The organism is Actinomyces sp. ICM47 (assembly GCF_905369875.1).
GTDB lineage: Bacteria > Actinomycetota > Actinomycetes > Actinomycetales > Actinomycetaceae > Pauljensenia.
Genome location: NZ_CAJPJE010000001.1, coordinates 120062 through 138981 on the forward strand (window position 1 = coordinate 120062; position 18920 = coordinate 138981).

Here is an 18920-nt window from a genome sequence, read left to right on the forward strand (position 1 = left end):
CGTCTGCGCGGCGATGCTCAGGCGAGTTCGAGGGCGGTGGCCATCCAGCGCCCACGGTATTCCTCGAGGCGCAGGGCCAGGGCGTAGATGCGCGAGGCGGTGGCGACGATGACGGCGGCCTCGGTGTGCCGGGCATCGATGGAGCATACGCGCACGTGGATCGCGCTTGCGCCTCGGGCGCAGGGTGAGAGGTGGATATCCGTGAGGGCTGTGTAGAGGTCGGGCAGGAGCCACCGGCGCAGCTGGGGTGCCTGGCGGGCACCCGTGACGACCTCAACGATGGCGCGTGCGAGCGTGGCAGCCCAGGCGCTGGGATCGGGAAGCTCCGCCTGGGTGGGGGCAATGTCGGGCAGGCAGGCGACGCGGGGCCGGTATGCCTGCGACAGTGAGCGTTGTGATGTCCATCGAAACGGCGCGGACGAGGTGGGCCGAGAGTGGGTTGGTCCCGAGCGGGCGCGGGAGGCGGGCTGGGGGAGTGAACGAGGCCTGGGTGCAATGTGTGTGCTCATGGCTGGTCCTGGGGAATGGTGAGGGTTTGTCCGGGGTAGATGAGTGAGGGGTTGGGGATGGCGTGCGAGTTGGCTGCGTGGATGGCCCGCCACGTGCGCGTGATGTGTGCGTCGTCGGAGCCTGGCTGCAAGGAAGCGGCGATGGACCAGAGCGAGTCGCCGGGGGCGACCGTCACCGTCTCGGGCATGTCGGTGGTGGTCCAGGATGCGAGTGCTGGGTCGGGTACCTCGGGAGGCGATGGGGCATCGCCTGGGTCGCGCGTCCCCGTGAGTCCTGGGGCTGAGGCGGGGGTTGCCTCCGTGCTTCCTGGCGACGTCGCGAGCGTCGAGGTGGGAGTGTCCGCCCAGGTGAGTGAGGCTCCTGGGACGTCCGTGTCCTGAGCGGTGCTGCTTTCCGCGTCGGCGCTCGTGGTTGGGGAGGCCTCGGGGGATGTGTGGGCGGCGATTTCGGGGGAGTCGGCCCATGTCAGGGATACACCCCTTGGCCCCGTGTCCTGCGGTGCGGCCAGTGCACCTCCCAGTGGAACGGATGTGACGAGGGCGGATCCAATGAGGGCGCTGGCTCCCGCCCGCGCGAGCAGGGATCGAGAGAGACGGGTGCCGAAACGAGAGACGAGTAGGTGCGCGGCCCGGCGCAGGGGATCGGGGACATGGCGCAGCGTCGCCAGGTGCGCGCAGGCGGAGGAAAGGAGATTCCATGCGAGGAGAGCCAGGGCGATGAGACCGAGAACCCAGACGACAAGTGTCTCAGGTACGTTCGGCGTGATGGGCGGTGCACCATAGGCGAGGTAGAGTACGTCAAGGATTGCTAGGGGCGTTCCCAAGAGCCACAGGACGGCATCGGTCAGGTACGCCTGTCCCGTCGGGGAGTCTGAACCATATGTCATGAGGAACTCTTCATCGAGTGGACGGATTCGATAGTGGCCACTATGCGCTTTGTGCGAATAAATGTCAATCGATATCAATCAATATCATTAGAATGTGATGTGTAACGCACGGTAATGTGGCATGGTAGGGGCATGGATATGCATGCGTTCATGGATGAGCTGGAGGCGCGCTTCGATGAGGTGCGTGGTCGCGAGCTGGAAGAGCTGATCGATGAGTTAACCGACGCCGAACGTGCCTCTGTCACGCTGTCCGCGCGGCTGGCGGGGGCTGACGGCCTCGTCAATCTCTCGTTGCGCGGGGGGAGCGTGGTCGTGGGCGAGGTGCTCGACTCGACGCGCTCGTGGGTGCTGCTTCGCGGCACGACCGGTGACGCCCTGATCATGCTCTCGGCTGTCGTCGGTGCGTGGCCGCTGGGGCGCAGTGTCGCGCGCGAATCGTCGATCCGTGGCGGCGTTGGCGTCGGGCATGTCTTGCGTGAGTTGAGCGCCCGCGGCGTCGATGTTGCCATTGACTCGGACTGTGGAGACCATCGGGGGGTCATCGACGCGGTCTATGCGGACCATGTCGATGTTGCCCTCAGTGGTGCGGCCATCGGCTATGACGGTCGCGATGATGCGTGCGGGCAGACCGTGTCGCTGGCGCTGGCGCTGGCGGGGCTTCGTCGACTCCGTGTGCTTGGCCAGCGATGGTCACCCGACTACTGAGCGCGTTCGGCCTTCTGGCGTTCGCGTGTCGCAGTGTACTGGTCCTGGATGAACTGCTCCAAGACGGACTCTTCGATCCGCCAGACGTGTTTGCCGCCCACCTGAATGGCGGGCAGTTCGCCGGAGGAAACGAGGGCGCGGGTTGCTGACATGGTGAGATTCAGGGTCTCGGCGACGTCAGCGAGAGTGAGAAATCGTGTTGCCATGGCAACATGGTATCAGTTGAGTTCGTTTCGTTTAAATCGTTTGAGTCAGCAATTTTTTCGTATCTCGATTGGCCGATAGGACTTGTTGATCTCAATAGATATTGAACAACCTACCGCTTTTTGTCAGAACCATGCATCATGGAGGGGTGAAAAGCGTCTCAGCTTCAGCGTCGATTCCTGCGCGCGCCCCCGGAAAGATGGACCGTCGATTCATGATCGGCGTGGTCCTCATCATCGCGTCTGTAATCGCCTTCAGTGTCCTTGGCGGATTCCTCCGGGGAGGAACCCGCGTCTACACGGTGACGACCAGTATCGCCCCCGGCGAAGCGCTCACGGCCGACAACGTTCGTGAAGTCTCCGTCCACGTCGACACCGCCGTCTACGCGCCGACGTCGGATACGCCCCTGGGCAGCCGTGCCACGCGCATGCTCACCCCGGGTCAGCTCGTCATGCGCGCCGACCTCGCGCCGGACGGTACGGCTGGCCCCCAGGACCCGGACGGCATGGTCCGCGTCGCCCTCACCGTGAACGCGGGACTCCCCGACGGAGTAGCCGATGGGACTGCCATCCGACTGTGGAGCGTCTCGTCCCGCTCGCCCGCGGGTGGTGAGGCGAAAGCCCGCGAAATCGAGGGGACGTTCACCTTCGTGCGCTCGGTCGACTCCTCGACCTCCGGGACCCATCGGGGCACGCGCATCGAAATCATGGCTAACGCCCAGTCCCTGCCCGAACTCCTGGCTGCGCAGACCTCAAACGAACAGCTGGCCGCCGTCCCTGTGGGGGCCTCGTGAGTGCCGTCCACGGAGTCGTGATCCTGGCCGATCAGCGCTGGGAAGCACCCATAATCCAGGCGATCCAGTCACGCTCTGACTGCCTGGCTATCGTCCGGCGCTGCGCCGACCTGGCCGAGGTGATCGCCGCCGCGCGCGCCGGCATCGCGGATCTCGCGGTCATCGACGGTGCCGACCCCGATCTGACGTCCGATGCCCTCGCCTCCCTGCGCTCAGTCGGAATGTCGGTCGTCGCCCTTGCACCGCACGAGGAGCGCTCGCGGCTCCGGACCCTCGGCGTTGCCTCGGTAGCAGCCCCCGGCAGTCCCGATCAGGTCGTCAACTCCCTCATCGCCGCGACCCGCGCGCGTCGACCGAACCCCACCATGGCCTCGGCCCCGCCGCCCCCGCCCGAGCCCGCGCGCCCCGGCTCCGTCCTGGCGGTGTGGGGGACCTCCGGGGCACCGGGGCGCACGACCCTGGCAGCGGGCATCGCGACCGCCTTCGCTGCGCACGCGCCCACCCTCCTCATTGACGCTGACACCACGAATCCGACGATTGCGCACCTGCTTGGCCTGCCGGTCCACGCCTCGGGACTCTCCGTCCTGGCGCGCACCGCCTCGCGCGGGCCACTGACCCCCGAGGACGTCGTGGGCGCGTCCGTGCGTCGCTCCGACAATCTTCGGATCGTGACCGGCCTGGTCACCCCGCACCGCTGGCGCGAGGTCAGCCGCACGAGCATCGAAGCGATCCTCGGCGCAGCCCGGCTATGCTCCCGCTACACGGTCGTGGACGTCGCGGCGACCTCCCTGGAAAAAGCGACACGCGGTGCGAATCGCGACGACGTCGCCCTCGGAGTCCTGGAGCGCGCAGACCGCCTGGTGATCGCGGCGCGCGCCGACATCGTCGGCATCAACCGCTTGTCCTTCCTGGCGCGCTGGTGGGACGAGCAGGGACGTGACATCCCCGTCGACGTCATCGTGAACCGCGTGAATGCGGATGCGATTGGACCGCGCCCTGTGGCCGCGCTGCAGGCCGCCATCGGCGCGTTTATGCCGGGGCGCATCTTCCACACCGTCAACGAGGACTCCGGGGTGGCGCGAGCCTCCCTGCGCGCCAAAGCGCTGGGCGAAAACGGAACTCGTTGTGTCGCCGCCGACGCGTTGGAAGCGATTGTGGCCCAGTGGGTGCCTACACTGTGACCATGCGCGTCTACGTTCCCGCCGTCCTGTCCGAGCTGTCCGTCCTCCTGCCGCCCGTGCGCGGTGGCGTGATTGCCGTGCCCGACGCCGCGATGAGCGGCGAGGACGTTGAGGTCCTCGAGGACGACGCCATCACCGAGGCCGCTCTGTCCTCCCTGGAGCTGGCCCGAGAGACCGACGGGGCGCTGCCCGCCCGCGTCGTCCTGGCGGTGGACACGCCCACGTCGACGACGCTGACCCCCGGCGACGAGGTCGAAGCCCACATTTTCACCGCGCCCTCCTTCGAGTACACGTGGTCGGACGTAGCCGCGATCCTCGTGGACTTGCCCGACGCGGCCTCGGCGGTCAGCGCCGTCCTGGAGGCTGACACACAGGAGGACGCCGACGAGGTCGTGGCCGCCCTGTGGGAGTTCTCCCTGGCGTGGTTCGACCGCTCCGAGCGCCCGCACGTCCTGGCGCTGCACAAGGGCTGACGACCGCCGCACGGGGGCCTTCCCGCGCGGCGCGCTACGTCGGCGTCGACCGCGCGAAGCTGTCGCCTCGCGGATCGATGCCCGCAGACGTCCGATCCCTACGCGCGCACCCGCAGCGTCGAGCCGCCCTCCTCGAGGGGACACACCTGGATTTGGTCCGCGATCTGCGTGGCCATCTCTTCAACGTGCGAAATGACTCCGACCGTGCGGCCCGCGCTGCGCAGCGCCTGCAGCTGCTCCATGACGAGCGCGAGGGTGTGCGAGTCCAGCGACCCGAAGCCCTCGTCGATAAACATTGTGCGCAGCTCAACACCTCCGGCCTCGGCTGTCACGACATCCGCCAGGCCGAGCGCGAGCGCCAGGGACGTGTAGAAGGTTTCCCCGCCCGACAGCGTGCGAGGGCTGCGCGTGGCCTCCGTGTCGTGGTCGACGATAGCCAGGCCGAGACCCGACTTGCGTGAGGAAGTGCCGTCGTCGGGCACGGCCACGAGCTGGTAGCGTCCCGACGAGATACGCTCCAGGCGAGGATTCGCGGCCGCAAGCACGTCCTCGAGCCGAGAAATGAGCACCCATGCTGACAGCGGCGTGGCCGCGAGGTTGTCCGGCCCGGATGCTGCCGCGATGTCTGCGAGGCGACGGATGGGACCCGCCTGCTCTCGGGCCTGCGCGAGCGCGTCCAACGCCTGTTCAAGGGAGACACGAGCGGCCTCGATCTGCACGCAGTGCTGCTCGAGCTTGCCCGAGGCCCGGGCGGCGGAAGCAGCGTCCTCATCGGCCTTGCGGGAGGCATCGGTGAGAGCCTCGAGGTCCGGCGCCGGGGCTGATGCCGCGCGGGTCAGGCGCTCCGATGCAAGGGCCTCGCGTACCGCGAAGATCTCGCGTTCGTGGGCACTGACGCGCGCTTCAAGCGCCGCGACATCGCGTTCTGGCAGCAGGAAAGAACGCCAGGAGTCGATCTCTAGCCCCTGTGCTTCCAGGACCTGGGTGAAGGCCGCGCGCGCCTCGCGATCAGACTCGCTGGCCTGCTCCCAGTCGGCGCACGCACGCACGACCTGGGACGCGCGCGACGCGTCCTGTGTCAGCTGCGCGGCGCGCGCGTCCAGAGACTCGAAGGTGGAACGCTCCGCCTCCACGCGCTCGACCGCCTGCGCCAGCGCGGCCCTGCGTTCTTCGAGCGTCGAGGCCAGCGACGCAGCCTTTTCGCGGGCGGCCGTGAGGGCATCCGTCAGACCGTCGAGGCGTGTGCGCTCTTGCGCGAGGGCCGCCTCGATCTCGGTGATCTGCGGGCCGAGAGCCTCGAGTTTCGCAACGAGTTCGACGGCCCGATCCCGCTCAGTCTCGAGCGTCGACGTGGGGGCACCAGCCACCTCGTTGAGCTGGGCGATACGCCGCACGAGGTCCTGGTGGCGCTCCCGCGCGTCCCGCAGTGCGCTCTCCGCGCGGTCGCGCACCTGGTCGAGTTCGGCGACCTGCTCGCGCGTGATCTCCCCGTCCGTAGCCGGTGCGGGAGCGGGGTGAACGGTGGATCCACACACGGGACACGGCGTGTCCTCCTCGAGCTCGCGCGCGAGGGCCGATGCGCTTTGCGCAATCCACAGGTCATGGCCGTCTGCTGCTGCGGCGTTCACGAGCTTCGCAGCGACGGTGGCCTCGCGAAGCTCGTCCGATGCGCCGAGAAGGGCCGAGCGCAGCAGGTCTGCCTGCATGGAGGCATCCACGCGCTCGTTGATGGCGCGCAGCGCAGACGCGGCCTCAGGTAGCGTGTCGGCGTCCGCCCGCATGAGGCGCAGTGCCTCGGTTGCTTGCTTGATGCGCAGGGGCAGCGCCTCGCGCTCGGCTTCGATCGAGGAGACGCGCGCCGACGCCAGCTCATGCTGGGAGCGCAGCGACTTGATCTGCGCGCGTGCCTCGGGCAGCGAGTGCTCGACAGCCAGGGCCTCCTCGAGAGAGCCGCGCGTGCGCGTCGCCTCATCGTGCAGACCCTGCGCCCGCTCGCCGAGATCAACCACGGCCTCGGGCGTGAGAGACTCTGGGATGACGGAGGCTGCCTCGCCGAGACCGGAGGAGAGCGCCAAGACCTGGTCGCAGGCCCTCTCCAGGCGCGTGAGTGCCTTCTCCTGGGCAGCGGCATAGGGAGCAACGGCCAGCGCTCGGCGGGCGTCGGCCGCGCGCTGAGCATCGGCGAGCACGCTCTGCTCAGCTGCCACGAGTGCTTCCAGACGCTCGCTCAGGCGAGCGTGCTCGGCCTGGCCCTGCGCCAGAGCGCGCTCCTCGGACAGGGCGTGGGAGGCCTCGCGAGCGGCCGCACTGGACACCTGAGCAACGTGCAGGGCCTGCTCGTGCGCTTCGCGCGCGCGAGCGCAGGCCTGCTCGGCCCAACGCCGCACCGCGCTCGAATCCTCCGCGCCCGCGTCCAGCTGGTCGGCATCCTGGTCACTGGTTGCGCGCTCGTCGGGAGCCGACCCGTCCGTGTGCGCGTCCTCGCTCAGGGCACTGCCCAGGGACCGCATGCGCTCACATGCTCCGACGGCGGCCACGCGCCGCTCCTCGATGCTGCGCTTCGACGAGGCTGCCGCATCGACGAGAGCCTTCGTGAAGTCGGAGTAGATCTGCGTGTCGAAAATGTCGCGCAGGATCTGCTCGCGGTCATTCGAGGTGGCGGTGAGGAACTGGGAGAACTTGCCCTGCGGCAGCACGATCGTCTGGAGGAACTGGTCCTTATCCAGGCCCACGATTGCCGGAATCTCGTAGCCCACGTCGCGCGGACCCGACGCGATTGCTTCGACCGTGCGCCATCCGTCTGGCGCGTCCGGATCCTCTACGACCCGCGTGAGCGTCGACTTCGAATTGCGCTGCGACTTCTTGCCCGTCGGCGTGTACGCGGGGGTGCGCGTCACCCGGTAGATGCCCGTCGCCACCTCGAAGACCAGGTCCGCCTCCGAGGGGTCGGAGTCCGAGATGTGGTTGGAGCGCAGGCGGTCCTTCGACGCGTCCTTCGTGCGCGCCACGTCCCCGTACAGGGCGAAGGTGATGGCGTCGATGAGCGTGGACTTACCCGCGCCCGTGGGACCCTCGAGCAGGAAGAGTCCCGATTCGTCGAAGGCGGAGAAGTCGACCGTGTGCGCCCCCGCGAAGGGGCCGATGCCCGTCATGCGTAGCCAGCGGATTTTCACTGCATGTCCTTTCCTCGAAGCTGCGCCCACACGTCCAGGGCGAGCGCGCGCTCCTGTGGGCTTAGCGCCCGACCGCCCACGGCCTCGTAAAACTCCTCCGTGACCTCGCGCGGATCCCGCGAGGCGCGTACGGTCATCGCGGGCGTGAGCGAGGGGGCCTGGGAGGGGCGGTGCACGACGACGAGGGCGTGCGGGTAGACGTCACGGATGCGCGCCACCATGCGCTCGGGGCGTGCGTCGTCCGTGACTGTGACCGACACGTACGAGGCCGTGGCGGCCTCATCGGGACTGGTAAGCAGTTCCTCCATGGTCCCCTCAAACACTGCGACGGCGCGCAGCGTCGGGATGGGCACCACCTCGATATCGGTGATCGAGGTGGCGTCCGTGGTTACGAGGGTGACGGATTTGGTGGTCCCGGCCTCGGAGAAGGAATACGCGATGGGTGAGCCCGCGTAGCGGATCGGGACCGCGGCCCCCGAGATGTTCTGCGGGCGGTGCAGGTGCCCGGCCGCCACGTAGTCGAGTCCGTGGGTCAGGGGTGTCTCGCCCCCGAGAGTGCCGAACAGATCGGCCGGCACGGAGGGCACGCCGCCCACCTGGATGTCGCGCTCGGAGTCCGAGGGCTGGGCACCCGTCACGAAGGCGTGCGGCATCGCGATGGCCGGGCGCTCGTCGCCTGCGTGCCGCCGAGCCGCAAGGTCCGCGCGCACCCGGCGCAGGGCCGCCGCCAGGACCGCCTGGTGGGAGCGGGGAAGGGGAGCGGGCGGGCCGGATTCTCCCTCAGGCTCCAGGTCCGACAGCGACTGACGCACGAGGTCGGGTTCCAGGTAGGGCAACGGGTACACGAGCGCGCCCCCGGCCTCGACCGGCCTGCCGATTGCCTCCGGATCCGTCACCACGTGCAACGAGGGAGCGAGCATGTCGGCGAAAAGCCCCAGGCGCGCGGACCCGTCGTGGTTACCCGACGTCAGGATGACCGTCGTGAGCGTGGTCAGCTCGCGCAGGGCGCGGCGCATCCGCGCGAGCGCATCCACGGGTGGAACTGCGCGATCGAACACGTCGCCCGAGATGAGGACGGCATCCACGCCGCGCTCACGTACGAGGGCGACCAGCCAGTCGATAAACGCGTCCGCGCTCTCGCCCAGAGACACGCCGTGCAAGGTGCGTCCCAAATGCCAGTCGGAGGTGTGCAGAATCAACATGTCACCAGTGTGGCAGAGGGTGCCCACATCTGCGTCCGTCACACACGCTTGGAGAGTGGACATGAGCTGCGCCTTTGCTCCCAGCCGATAGCATGGTGGACATGACAAAGCCCTTCCTCATGCTGACCTCGCGCGACGACGGCCCCGTGCTAGCCTCGGAAAGCGCCGACCTGCCGCGTTTCTCGGGACTGACCTCCGACCAGGTTCACCAGGTGCGCATCGAGAGAGAGCTGCCCGACCTCGACCTGTCTAATTACTCGGGTGCGTTCGTGTGCGGGTCCCCGTGGGACGCGAACGCGGACGATCACGTGAAGGAAGAGCGCCAGGTGCGCGCCGAGGCCTGGCTGCGTTCCTTCTACGACCGGGCGCTGGGCGAATCCTTCCCGATCTTGGGCCTGTGCTACGGGCTGGGTACCCTCACCCTGCACCTGGGTGGCGTCATCGACACCCACCACGGCGAAGAAATCAGCGGTATCGCGCTGACGAAGACCGACGCGGGCCGCGAGGACCCGCTTCTTGAGGGCACGCCCGACCGCTTCTACTCCTACGTCGGCCACCACGAGGCCGTGCGCGAGCTGGCCCCCGGCATGCAGGTCCTCCTGGCCGGGGATGATACCCCGATCCAGATGGTGCGCGTCGGCGAGGCTGCGTGGGCGACTCAGTTCCACCCCGAGATGGACTTGGACGGCGTGAACATTCGCATCGACCAGTACGCGGGGCGCTACTACCCGGCTGAGAAGGCCGAGGCCATCCGCGCCCAGGTCGCGACCGTGGACACGGACCCCTCGCGCATCATTCTGCGTAACTTCGTGAGCCGCTTCCAGCGCTGACGCGACCGCTCTTCCGCGGTGCTAGCTCGCCGGGGGAGGAGACGTATCTCGGTGCTGTCGGCCCTTCGCGACCATGATTGCGACCGAGATGCAGATCGTCGCCAGCAGCGCGAGCGTGGCGATGATCCACGGGATCGTGATGGACGAGGCCGTGGTATCCGTGGTGGTCACCGACCCGATGAGGGTGGCGAGGATGGACACCGTCGCGCACGCGAGTCCGATGTGCTCATAGGTGCGCGGTGAAGGCCGCATGCTGGTTGGTGCCAGCGTTCGCGTCGATCCGGGCATCTGGTTGGCCAGCAGGGCGGCCGAAATAGCGATGATGTAGTCGGTCGTCCCCGCGTCGTCCCAGATGAAAGCACTCCCAATCGAGACGATTGCCAGGAGGACCAGGACGACGAGGAAGACGTAGCGCAGCATCATCTCGCCGTGGCTCGGTGCCGACGGTGCCGGAGTAGTCGCGCGATGGCGGGGGTTTGACACGACGATCACTTCCTCGTGAAACGGGCGTAGCGGTCGTCGCTACACTCTCATTGTTGGTGTTGTGAGCGGCGTGTCAACCAGAACGAGTGGCTAATGTGTCACATGATGCTTCGGTCGTGTGCGCTCTGCCGACGCGCTATGTCCGTGAGCGGGCATTAGCGGGCATTATCGCGCGACCTTGCTGGCCGCCTCCGCCGTCGCCACGGCCTCGAGGAGCCTGCGCACCGACGCCACGCGGGAAGTACGCCCAAGATGCACCTGATCCGCGTTACTGTCCCCGGCCTCGTCGATGGCGAAGGGACCGGCGGCGCGCGCGTAAGCGTCGAGCGCGCACGTGGGTTCCTCCTCGTCGTGCGAGCACAGCGGCAGACACCAGGACGCTGCGTCGGCGACGTCCGGGAAGACCCCGAGAACATCGGCGACGCTCACGTGCCCCAGCCCGAAGGATCGCACGCCGGGCGTATCCACGATCCAGCCGCCCGCATCCAGCTCGAAGGCCTCCGAGGACGTAGAGGTGTGGCGCCCGCGTCCCGTCACCTCGTTGACGTGGCCCGTCGCGCGGCCCGCGCCAGGCACGAGCAGGTTGATGAGCGTGGACTTTCCGACCCCCGAATGACCCACCAGTACCGACCAGTGGCCGGTCAGCAGGGTCCGCAGCTCGGCGACGCCCGGGTCAGCCTCCCCGGCCTCGGCGCTTGTGAGCACGACGCGCACGTCGAAGTCCTGGTAGGCGGCGATTAGCTCGTCCGCGCTGGCCAGGTCTGCCTTCGTCAGCACGAGGATGGGGGTCAGGCCCGCCTCGTAGGCGGCGACCAGGCAGCGGTCGATCATGCCCGTGCGCGGCGGCGGATCCGCCAGCGCCACGACGATGCACATGGTGTCCGCGTTCGCGATGATTGCCTTCTCGCCGCGCTGATCCGGCGCGTCCTCAAGGGAGCGGCGCAGCACCGAGGAGCGTTCCTCGACGGCGACGATGCGCGCGAGCGTGTCGGGGCCCCCGGACAGGTCGCCGGTGAGGCGCACGCGGTCGCCCATGATGACGGAGCCGCGCCCCAGCTCGCGGGCGCGCACGGCCACCACGCGGGTGCCGTCCGTCTCCAGGCTCACCTGGTAGCGACCGCGGTCAATGCCGATGACGCGGCCCAGCGGCTTGGAGGACCAGTCGGGGCGGTCCTTCGTGCGCGGGCGCGAGCCCTTGCCGGCGCGCACGCGCACGCGCGGGTCGTCGGTTCCGGTGTCGCGCCGCGCCATCACTGCTCCTCCTCCTTCGACGAGGCCGTGGCGGCCTGGGCGGACCCCTGACCGTTGGCGCTCACGAGTGAGGCCCACATGGCCTCGAAAGTCGGCCGCGTCTTGGAGGTGCAGGCGATGTCGTCGACGGTGATGCCGGGCGTGACCAGGCCCAGGATCGCGCCGAAGGTCGCCATGCGGTGATCCGCGTAGGAACGAATCTGCGCGGCGTGGAGCGGGCGCGGCGTAATGATCAGGCCGTCCTCGGTCTCTTCGGCCTGCCCGCCCGCGCGGTTGATCTCGGCGGCCAGGGCAGCCAGGCGGTCGGTCTCGTGTCCGCGCAGGTGGGCGATGCCGCTCAGGTGCGATGGGTTCGAGGCGTAGGCGCAGATCGCGGCCAGGGTGGGGGTCAGCTCGCCGACCTCGGCCATGGTTGCGTTGATGCCCGGGTAGTTGCCGGCACCCGGTCCCGTCAGGGTCAGGCCCTCCTCGTCCAGCGTGATGGTCGCGCCGATGTGCCCCAGCAGCGCGCGCCAGGCGTCGCCCGCCTGCGTCGTCACCCCCGGCCACGCCGGGATCCGCACGCGCCCGCCCGTCACCATCGCGGCCGCCAGGAAGGGGCCGGCATTGGACAGGTCGGGTTCGACGGTGATGTCGCCGCCGCGCGGGCGCGACGGGAAGATGTGCCACGTCGCGAGGTCTGCGCGGCCCTCATCCACGACCTCCAGGTCAATACCCGCGCCAGCGAGGGACGCCAGCGTCATCTCCACATGCGGCATCGACGGAACGACGGCCGGAGCCGACACGAAGAGGGGATCGCCCACGAGGGGAGAGACGAGCAACAGCGCGGAGAGGAACTGCGAGGAAGACGAGGAGTCTACCCAGGCCTGCGCGCCGAGCGGCGTGTGGATCGGGCCCCGGATCCTGAACGGCAGGTGCCCGCGCTTCCCGTGATAGGTGACGGTCGCGCCCATACGCACCAGCGCATCCAGGAGCGGGCCGAGCGGGCGCGCGTAGGCCTGCTCGTCCCCGTCGAAGAGCGTCTCCTCGGGAGAGAGAGCTGCCAGCGGCGGCAGGAAACGCATGACCGTCCCGGCCAGTCCGCACTCGATGCGCCCGCCGCTCGGCGGCAGCGACATGGGGGTGACGCGCAGGACGCCCGCGCCCTCGTCCTCGACGCGTGCGCCCATCACCTCCAGAGCTGCGGCAAACAAGCGCGTGTCGCGCGCATCCAGAGCACCCCTGATCAGGGAGGGGGAATTGGCGACGGCCGCCAGGTACAGGGCGCGCGCCGTGATCGACTTCGAACCCGGCACCTCGACCGTGGCATCCACGGGAGAGGCAGCCAGGGGAGCGGGCCAGGGCACGCTCACGAAGCGGTGCCGCTCAGGCGCTCCGCGACCGCGGCCTCGGCCGCAGCGATCGCGCGGCGCTGATCTCGGCGCATCGCACGAGCAACAAGGGCTGAAGGCTGGCCGACGCGATCCGTCGACGCAATGAGGACGCCGCCCACGAGGCCCAGCTTGCCCAACGCGCGGGCGCGCAGGGACTTGGCGTGATCCTTCGGCAACTTACGCATGGCACCGGGGGTCGGCATGTGCACGAGCGCCATCGGAGCGCCAATCGCAGCCAGGCACAGCGCGGCGCTACGAGGGTGACGACCGGTCGCAAAACGCAGGCCAGCGAGCACCGTGACTGCGCCGGTCACGCGGGTGGCGAGGGCCAGCTGCTCATCCGTCAGCGGCTCCAAGCCGGCCGCGCCGGTCGCCTTATCGATGAGGGGACGCACGCTCGCCGCGTGCTCCACGTGTTCATAGGGATGCCTTAAGGCATCGACCCCATCGGCGATGAACGGGGCGGCGAGCAGGGGACGGGCAACAACGCGCAGCAGATTCATACCCCTATTGTTCGATACCTTGGCCCCCGGGGGAAGCCGAACGGCCCGGACGCCTCCAAACAGCGTGTCAAAAGTGGTGTAACGCACATGCTGTGGGGGTTGTGGAATAAAGCTGATCGTGAGGCGTTGCCCTCAGTATGATCGTCCATCCCTCCCACCCAGTCGCGCCCGCTGTGGGCACGACTACCCTGGGAAGCGATGGACACAACAACCTCCCAACCGACGCCCGAGGCACACGACCCGGCCACGGCCTCGTCCACCCCGGACAACGAGGCACTCCAGGCACGCTTCATGGACGAAGCGATGCCCCTCATGGATCAACTCTTCGGCGCGGCCCTGGGCATGACCCGCAACCGAGCCGACGCGGAGGACCTGGTCCAAGAGACCTACCTCAAGGCCTACCAGAAGTTCCACCAGTACAAGCCCGGCACCAACATCAAAGCCTGGCTGTACCGGATTCTCACGAACACCTACATCACCAGCTACCGCAAGGCCCAGCGTTCGCCCAAGCGCGCCTCCACCGACACCGTCGAGGACTGGCAGCTGGCCGACGCCGCCTCCCACGCGGAGACCGGCCTCAAGTCCGCCGAAGTCGAAGCTCTCGAAGCGCTGCCCTCCGCGCAGCTGCGCGAGGCCCTCGATTCGCTCTCGGAGGAACACCGGATGGTTGTCCTCATGGCTGACGTTGAAGGAATGAGCTACAAGGAAATCGCCGAAGAACTAGGAGTTCCCATGGGGACCGTCATGAGCCGCCTGAACCGGGCGCGCAAGAACCTGCGCTCCTCGCTGGCTGACGTCGCCGCGGAATACGGGATCGGAGGAGCGAAGTGAGCGCACACATCACCTGTCAGGACGTTCTCGACGCCCTGTACGAACTCATCGACTGCGAGGAATGCGACCGCCGCAGCGGCCTCATCGACGCCGGCTCCGTGCCCGGACCCGACGCGCGCGCCCGCGCCCTCATGATCCAGCACGTCGCCACCTGCCCGCACTGCACTGACGCGCTGGACGCTGAACGCCACGTGCGTGCTCTCATGCGCGGCTGCTACGAGTCCGAGCATGCCTCACCTGCGCTGCGCGCCCGCATCGTTGCCTCGATTTCGAGCGTGTCCGTCACCTGGCGCTGAGCGCGTCATCGCTGGTCTCACCCGCCTCGACGAGGCCTGGGCGGGCCGCCGCTTTTCGGTGACCTTCGTCGCCGCAGGGGCGTTGTGCCTTGGTGGTTGGGGCTAATATGTGCAAAAATGCTTCAGTCTAGACAACAAACCCAAGGAGAATGACATGTCGAAGCGGGGTCGTAAGCGTCGTGATCGTCGTAAGAACGGTGCGAACCACGGCAAGCGTCCTAACGCCTGAGCCGATTTCGTTGCGCGCCCGGACCCAGCGGTCCGGGCGCGTTTTGTATGCCTGCGTGCGCACCTGTGCGTGCGGGTGGGCCCGTGACCGCTTCCTCGCCGCCCTGTCTGACCTCGGTGTGTCCCTGTGCGTGCGGGTGGCCGGAGGACATCGTCATTGAACGGTCTGCTCGCGGATAGGTTGCACCTTCGCGGATAGGAGATGCGCTCGCGGATAGGTTAATAAGCTATCCGCGTGTTCGTTACCTATCCGCGTACTGGTTTCCTATCCGCGAAGTCCTGGTGTAGAAGCGGCGAAGAGGGCCATCACACCGTTTCGAGGGCAGTTTCCACAGGAAACGGAACTCGGGAGCGGGGATCATAGGCCCCAGGATACGGCTCAGTCTGATGCGCAGTCCCTCCCAATCATTGTAGTCGGGCCAACTGACTCGGATCACCTGCCAGCCTGCATCTCGGAGATTTTGGTCGCGCATGACCCAGTTACGTTTTGCCTGTTCGAATTCATCGCGCGTCTCGCCAAGTTTCGTGACTCCGTCGAACTCAATGATGATGTGGAGATCCTCGATCAGGAGGTCGACATAGTAGTGATACCCGTGAACACCGATGTGGACTTGCGTGTGAACTGTGAAGGGACAGATAGAACGAACGATCCATAAGAGTGCGGCTTCCGCAGCGTTGGCGCAACCCGGATCGATCGCCGACAGGATTGAACGAGCGCGACGATACCCGCGTACCTGTCCGGCCCGGTCGAGTCGCGCGAGGAGGTCGGTCCGGATTTCCTCGGCGCGTTGTCGGCACTCGTCTTGACTAAACATGGAGAACTGGCTCCAGGAGTTGAGCGCCATGCATCCCAGGACGAATGCTTCCAGAGGATCCTCATGAAGCGCGCAACGAACGAGAGCATCGTAAGGGTGCTCCGTGACCAATCCGTCCACGGTGGTGCGTGTTGTGGAGAGGGGAGGGAACGGTGAACACGACACCGATGTTTCTGGAACAGTCGTTGAACCGACGCGACAGGACGGCAACATCGAGGTGCACCGTCGGTTGGGGCGGTAGATGGTGATCGTTGGATTCTGGGCCCACCCGTGTATGCCCATGAGACGTAAGCAGCTGGTCCCCACGAAGACGGGTGCTTGTTCGTGTGAGGCGTTGACGGCGTGCAAACGGGCGCGGGCCACGGCATCCCACACCTCCCAGGGACCGGCTGACGCAGCATTGAGGGGGACCACTGCGCCTACCCCGCGCATGATGCGAACTGTCGTTGTATCGGGGCAATGGCGCGTCGTTTCTGGGGGCAGGGTGATGAGGATTGGCATCTGTGTCATGGCTGCAGTGTCCTCCCGGAAACGGTGCTCAGAAAAGCGTTCGGCGAGGACCTGTGGATAGTAGCGACACGTCATATCCCCCTGTGGATGGCGCTGAGGGTTGTGGACGCGGATAGGTTGCGCCTTCGCGGATAGGTTATGCGCTCACGGATAGGTTAATAAGCTATCCGCGTGTCCGTTACCTATCCGCGTGCTGGTTTCCTATCCGCGTAGACAGCCCACACGCGAGGCTCGCACCGGTAGCCCACACGCGAGGCCCACACTGGACGTGCACACGCCCTGCCACCCGAGTGCTGGGACCCGTTGGAACCTGACTCCGGGCACACGAGGTCGCACTCCGTGCGGCGTATCCTGGTAGCTGTTCGGTGCACATGGTCGCGGCGGCTACGGGCGCAGCCCACACAAAGGAGTTGGAATGTCCGTCCAGATGCGTCTTGTCCACACTCGCATGGGAATGACGCCGCCGGCGCTGCACAGCGGGGAATCGGCGCGCGAGATGGCGCTGCACGCCCCGCAGCCCAGCCCCATGCCAGCGCGCATGCGCGCCCGCTTCACGGCGACCACCGACGGCGGCGTGACCCGTGTGCTCCCCAAGCGGGGCCTGCGCTCGGGCGGGGTCCTCGTCTTCTTGCACGGCGGTGCCTACGCGTATCCGCTGGTCGAGGGGCAGTGGGGCATCGTCGAAGGCCTCATCGACCGCACAGGCCTGCCCGTTATCATTCCTGACTACCCGCTCGCCCCCAAACACGCGGCGACCGACGCATTCGACGTCGTCCAGCCCATCATTGACGAGGTCCAGGCTGAGTTCGGCCGAGTCATCCTCTTCGGCGACTCCACCGGGGGCGGCCTGGCTATTTCTCTGGCGATGCAGCGACGGGACGCGGGAGCACGTCAGGTGGATGGCCTCGTCTTGTACGCGCCGTGGGTGGACGTCACGATGACGAACCCGGCGATCACGGACGTGCAGCGCCTCGACAAGATCCTGCGTGTACCCGGGCTGGCGTGGGCGGGACGCGCGTGGGCGGGGGACCTGGACCCCGCAGATCCGCGTGTCAGCCCCCTGTACGACGATCTTTCCGCGCTGCCGCCAATGCTCATCTTCCAGGTCGACGCCGACATCCTGGGGCCCGACACGATTGAGTTTGCGCGCAAGGCAGCTCGTGCCGGCGTGGATGTGCGCCTGCGCGTGGAGCCGGGGGGCTTCCACGTCTACGTCCTGTCCGTCCCCTTCATTCCCGAGGCCGTGGCCGCCCTGGATCGCAGCGCTCGCTTCGTGACGGGGGTTCTCAGGAGCCGCTGAGGCCGCGTGTTTCACGAACGTTCCACGGCCTCGTCGGTGGGAGGGACGAGGCCGTGGACGAGACGCGGGGACGCTGCGGTGAGGCTCAATTCAGGTGAGCGTCATTAATCACCCAGGAGTAGTAGTAGACGTTCATGGTGACGGAAGTCGTCCCCGGGTTCTTGATGCAGGCGTCGTCGAGGACCCTGTTAATGGTGCTGTGATCCCGGAAGTATTCGTCGCGCACGTTTGTCTGATGCGTCGTGCCGTCAGTTAGGGTCATCGTGAAACGATGGATGATCACGGTGTAGCTGCCGGCGTAGCGGCCTCGTGAACGTGACTCCGTGCGTTCCGTGTGGGTGCACGAGGCAACGGTGACGGTCTGCGGGCCGGTGGCCAGGTCGAGGGCGACGGGCGTTCCGTAGGCCAACGTGTTGAAGGCGCTGGGAATCAGAATGATGACGGGCAGCGCCAGGTACGCCAGTCGCGCATGAAAGCCCATGACCTTTCCGGCGCGCTCAGCTCTCGCGAAGCGATCAAACGCCCAGGTGATGGCACCTATGCACGCGAGCATGATGAGGAATGCAACGGCGTAGACGATCGCGAGCCAACTGATCCTGTTCGGCCCGTGAACCGGGTTATCGCCCTCCCTGAACAACGCAATCGCGACTGCAACAAGAGTGAATACGACGAGTATCTTGTAGCTGAAATCCCTGTCCTCAGCGTCGGTTGCAGGCGGGATGGCGTCAGGCGAGGGCGTGCTCACGAGGGGGGACCGTCGTGGTGGCTGCCGTCGGTTCATGTCTGCGGTGTGTCGCGCGGCAGTCCTCGGAACGACGCGACGTCGAGCATCCTTCCCGTGCCGGCCTCGTCTCTCGTGACGCCTGCGCTTGTCGCGGACCGCGAAGCGGATCGAACAAAAGAGGGCACATCCGATGAGTGAGACGAGGACAATCGCGGCGCTGGCCGTGAGCGCACGGGGGATACCGGTCCGCGAGATCCACGCGATTCGAATGATCACGGCGCAGGCGACGGCCGCAAGACTCCCCACGCACACCACGACCGCAGTGCGTGAGAGGAAGGGGGCGCGGTGAGAAGGCATGTCGTCCTATTTGATCCGCGCCTCGACGATAATCCAGGTGTTGCGATAGACCATCATGCTCAACGACGCCGATCCCGAACGGCGGGAGCAGGCCTCGTACAGGACGCCGGGCAGACCGCCCTCATGGGTGATGTCTTCCGCGTAGTATCGCTCGAGCGTCGCGTGGTGGGTGGTGCCGTCATCGAGCGTGAATGTGAAGACGTTGTCGTACACGGTGGTTGACGAATGGCGGCGGCGCCTCTTCTCCGTCTTGTGCTGCTCGTAACTGACAGACGTGTCGGTCACGCTATGC

At 67.2% G+C, this 18920-nt stretch carries 19 protein-coding genes and 1 pseudogene; 8 read left to right on the forward strand and 12 right to left on the reverse strand.

All coding sequences use genetic code 11. From position 1 onward, the window contains the following. Positions 1–17: 17 nt before the first annotated feature. Together QZ149_RS00580 and QZ149_RS00585 are read right to left on the reverse strand one after the other, a co-directional pair. Complete coding sequence (locus QZ149_RS00580; protein ID WP_291448605.1) at positions 18–509, reverse strand: Rv3235 family protein; 492 nt, start codon at positions 507–509, stop codon at positions 18–20. Then, on the reverse strand, positions 506–1396 hold the full coding sequence (locus QZ149_RS00585) for a LysM peptidoglycan-binding domain-containing protein (RefSeq protein WP_291448606.1): 891 nt from the start codon (positions 1394–1396) through the stop codon (positions 506–508). The genes QZ149_RS00580 and QZ149_RS00585 overlap by 4 nt, the downstream gene beginning before the upstream one ends. Positions 1397–1528: 132 nt before the next feature. Here QZ149_RS00585 and QZ149_RS00590 point away from each other — a divergent pair, with 132 nt between their 5' ends. After that, complete coding sequence (locus QZ149_RS00590) at positions 1529–2101, forward strand: hypothetical protein (protein ID WP_291448609.1); 573 nt, start codon at positions 1529–1531, stop codon at positions 2099–2101. Here QZ149_RS00590 and QZ149_RS00595 read toward each other — a convergent pair. Further along, entirely contained in the window at positions 2095–2307 is a 213-nt protein-coding gene (locus tag QZ149_RS00595; RefSeq protein WP_009647892.1) for a helix-turn-helix domain-containing protein, read from the reverse strand. The genes QZ149_RS00590 and QZ149_RS00595 overlap by 7 nt on opposite strands. A gap of 197 nt (positions 2308–2504) precedes the next feature. Between QZ149_RS00595 and QZ149_RS00600 the strand changes: the two genes are divergently transcribed. Genes QZ149_RS00600 through QZ149_RS00610 form a run of 3 tightly spaced genes read left to right on the forward strand, consistent with a single transcriptional unit; the run spans position 2505 to position 4752 of the window. Then, positions 2505–3098: an SAF domain-containing protein gene (locus QZ149_RS00600; RefSeq protein WP_291448652.1), complete on the forward strand. Its 594-nt coding sequence runs from the start codon at positions 2505–2507 to the stop codon at positions 3096–3098. Then, the gene (locus QZ149_RS00605; RefSeq protein ID WP_291448612.1) at positions 3095–4279 is read left to right on the forward strand and encodes an AAA family ATPase; all 1185 of its coding nucleotides are present in this window, start codon (positions 3095–3097) and stop codon (positions 4277–4279) included. The genes QZ149_RS00600 and QZ149_RS00605 overlap by 4 nt, the downstream gene beginning before the upstream one ends. Before the next feature lie 2 nt (positions 4280–4281). Beyond that, complete coding sequence (locus tag QZ149_RS00610) at positions 4282–4752, forward strand: hypothetical protein (RefSeq protein WP_291448615.1); 471 nt, start codon at positions 4282–4284, stop codon at positions 4750–4752. Positions 4753–4850: 98 nt separating this feature from the next. On the opposite strand, the gene QZ149_RS00615 is transcribed toward QZ149_RS00610, so the two are convergent. Together QZ149_RS00615 and QZ149_RS00620 are read right to left on the reverse strand one after the other, a co-directional pair. Then, complete coding sequence (locus QZ149_RS00615; RefSeq protein WP_291448617.1) at positions 4851–7925, reverse strand: SMC family ATPase; 3075 nt, start codon at positions 7923–7925, stop codon at positions 4851–4853. Then, positions 7922–9127, reverse strand: a complete 1206-nt coding sequence (locus tag QZ149_RS00620; RefSeq protein ID WP_291448619.1) for an exonuclease SbcCD subunit D C-terminal domain-containing protein — start codon at positions 9125–9127, stop codon at positions 7922–7924. Before QZ149_RS00620 ends, QZ149_RS00615 begins: the two co-directional genes overlap by 4 nt. A gap of 101 nt (positions 9128–9228) precedes the next feature. Here QZ149_RS00620 and QZ149_RS00625 point away from each other — a divergent pair, with 101 nt between their 5' ends. Beyond that, a complete protein-coding gene (locus QZ149_RS00625; protein WP_034504244.1) occupies positions 9229–9957 on the forward strand; it encodes a gamma-glutamyl-gamma-aminobutyrate hydrolase family protein in 729 nt (242 codons plus the stop codon). 21 nt (positions 9958–9978) lie between these two features. On the opposite strand, the gene QZ149_RS00630 is transcribed toward QZ149_RS00625, so the two are convergent. From QZ149_RS00630 to QZ149_RS00645, 4 genes are all read right to left on the reverse strand, one after another. Next, entirely contained in the window at positions 9979–10440 is a 462-nt protein-coding gene (locus tag QZ149_RS00630; protein ID WP_291448623.1) for a hypothetical protein, read from the reverse strand. A gap of 165 nt (positions 10441–10605) precedes the next feature. Continuing rightward, positions 10606–11691 (reverse strand): ribosome small subunit-dependent GTPase A, encoded by a 1086-nt coding sequence (gene rsgA, locus QZ149_RS00635; RefSeq protein ID WP_291448624.1) that lies wholly within the window; start codon positions 11689–11691, stop codon positions 10606–10608. Further along, the gene (gene aroA, locus QZ149_RS00640; RefSeq protein WP_291448626.1) at positions 11691–13043 is read right to left on the reverse strand and encodes a 3-phosphoshikimate 1-carboxyvinyltransferase; all 1353 of its coding nucleotides are present in this window, start codon (positions 13041–13043) and stop codon (positions 11691–11693) included. The genes rsgA and aroA overlap by 1 nt, the downstream gene beginning before the upstream one ends. Beyond that, on the reverse strand, positions 13040–13567 hold the full coding sequence (locus QZ149_RS00645; RefSeq protein WP_291448629.1) for a DoxX family membrane protein: 528 nt from the start codon (positions 13565–13567) through the stop codon (positions 13040–13042). The genes aroA and QZ149_RS00645 overlap by 4 nt, the downstream gene beginning before the upstream one ends. 198 nt (positions 13568–13765) lie before the next feature. Between QZ149_RS00645 and QZ149_RS00650 the strand changes: the two genes are divergently transcribed. Both QZ149_RS00650 and QZ149_RS00655 read left to right on the forward strand, forming a co-directional pair. Further along, entirely contained in the window at positions 13766–14398 is a 633-nt protein-coding gene (locus QZ149_RS00650) for a sigma-70 family RNA polymerase sigma factor (RefSeq protein ID WP_291448633.1), read from the forward strand. After that, the gene (locus QZ149_RS00655; protein WP_291448636.1) at positions 14395–14694 is read left to right on the forward strand and encodes an anti-sigma factor; all 300 of its coding nucleotides are present in this window, start codon (positions 14395–14397) and stop codon (positions 14692–14694) included. The genes QZ149_RS00650 and QZ149_RS00655 overlap by 4 nt, the downstream gene beginning before the upstream one ends. 470 nt (positions 14695–15164) lie before the next feature. Here the strand turns inward: QZ149_RS00655 and QZ149_RS00660 are convergent, their stop codons facing one another. Then, entirely contained in the window at positions 15165–15767 is a 603-nt protein-coding gene (locus QZ149_RS00660; RefSeq protein WP_291448637.1) for a hypothetical protein, read from the reverse strand. 895 nt (positions 15768–16662) lie between these two features. Here QZ149_RS00660 and QZ149_RS00665 point away from each other — a divergent pair. Beyond that, a complete protein-coding gene (locus tag QZ149_RS00665; RefSeq protein ID WP_291448640.1) occupies positions 16663–17547 on the forward strand; it encodes an alpha/beta hydrolase fold domain-containing protein in 885 nt (294 codons plus the stop codon). 85 nt (positions 17548–17632) lie between these two features. On the opposite strand, the gene QZ149_RS00670 is transcribed toward QZ149_RS00665, so the two are convergent. Then, entirely contained in the window at positions 17633–18292 is a 660-nt protein-coding gene (locus QZ149_RS00670) for a hypothetical protein (protein WP_291448643.1), read from the reverse strand. 342 nt (positions 18293–18634) lie between these two features. Next, positions 18635–18920 (reverse strand): annotated as a pseudogene (locus tag QZ149_RS00675) (hypothetical protein); the annotation flags it as partial.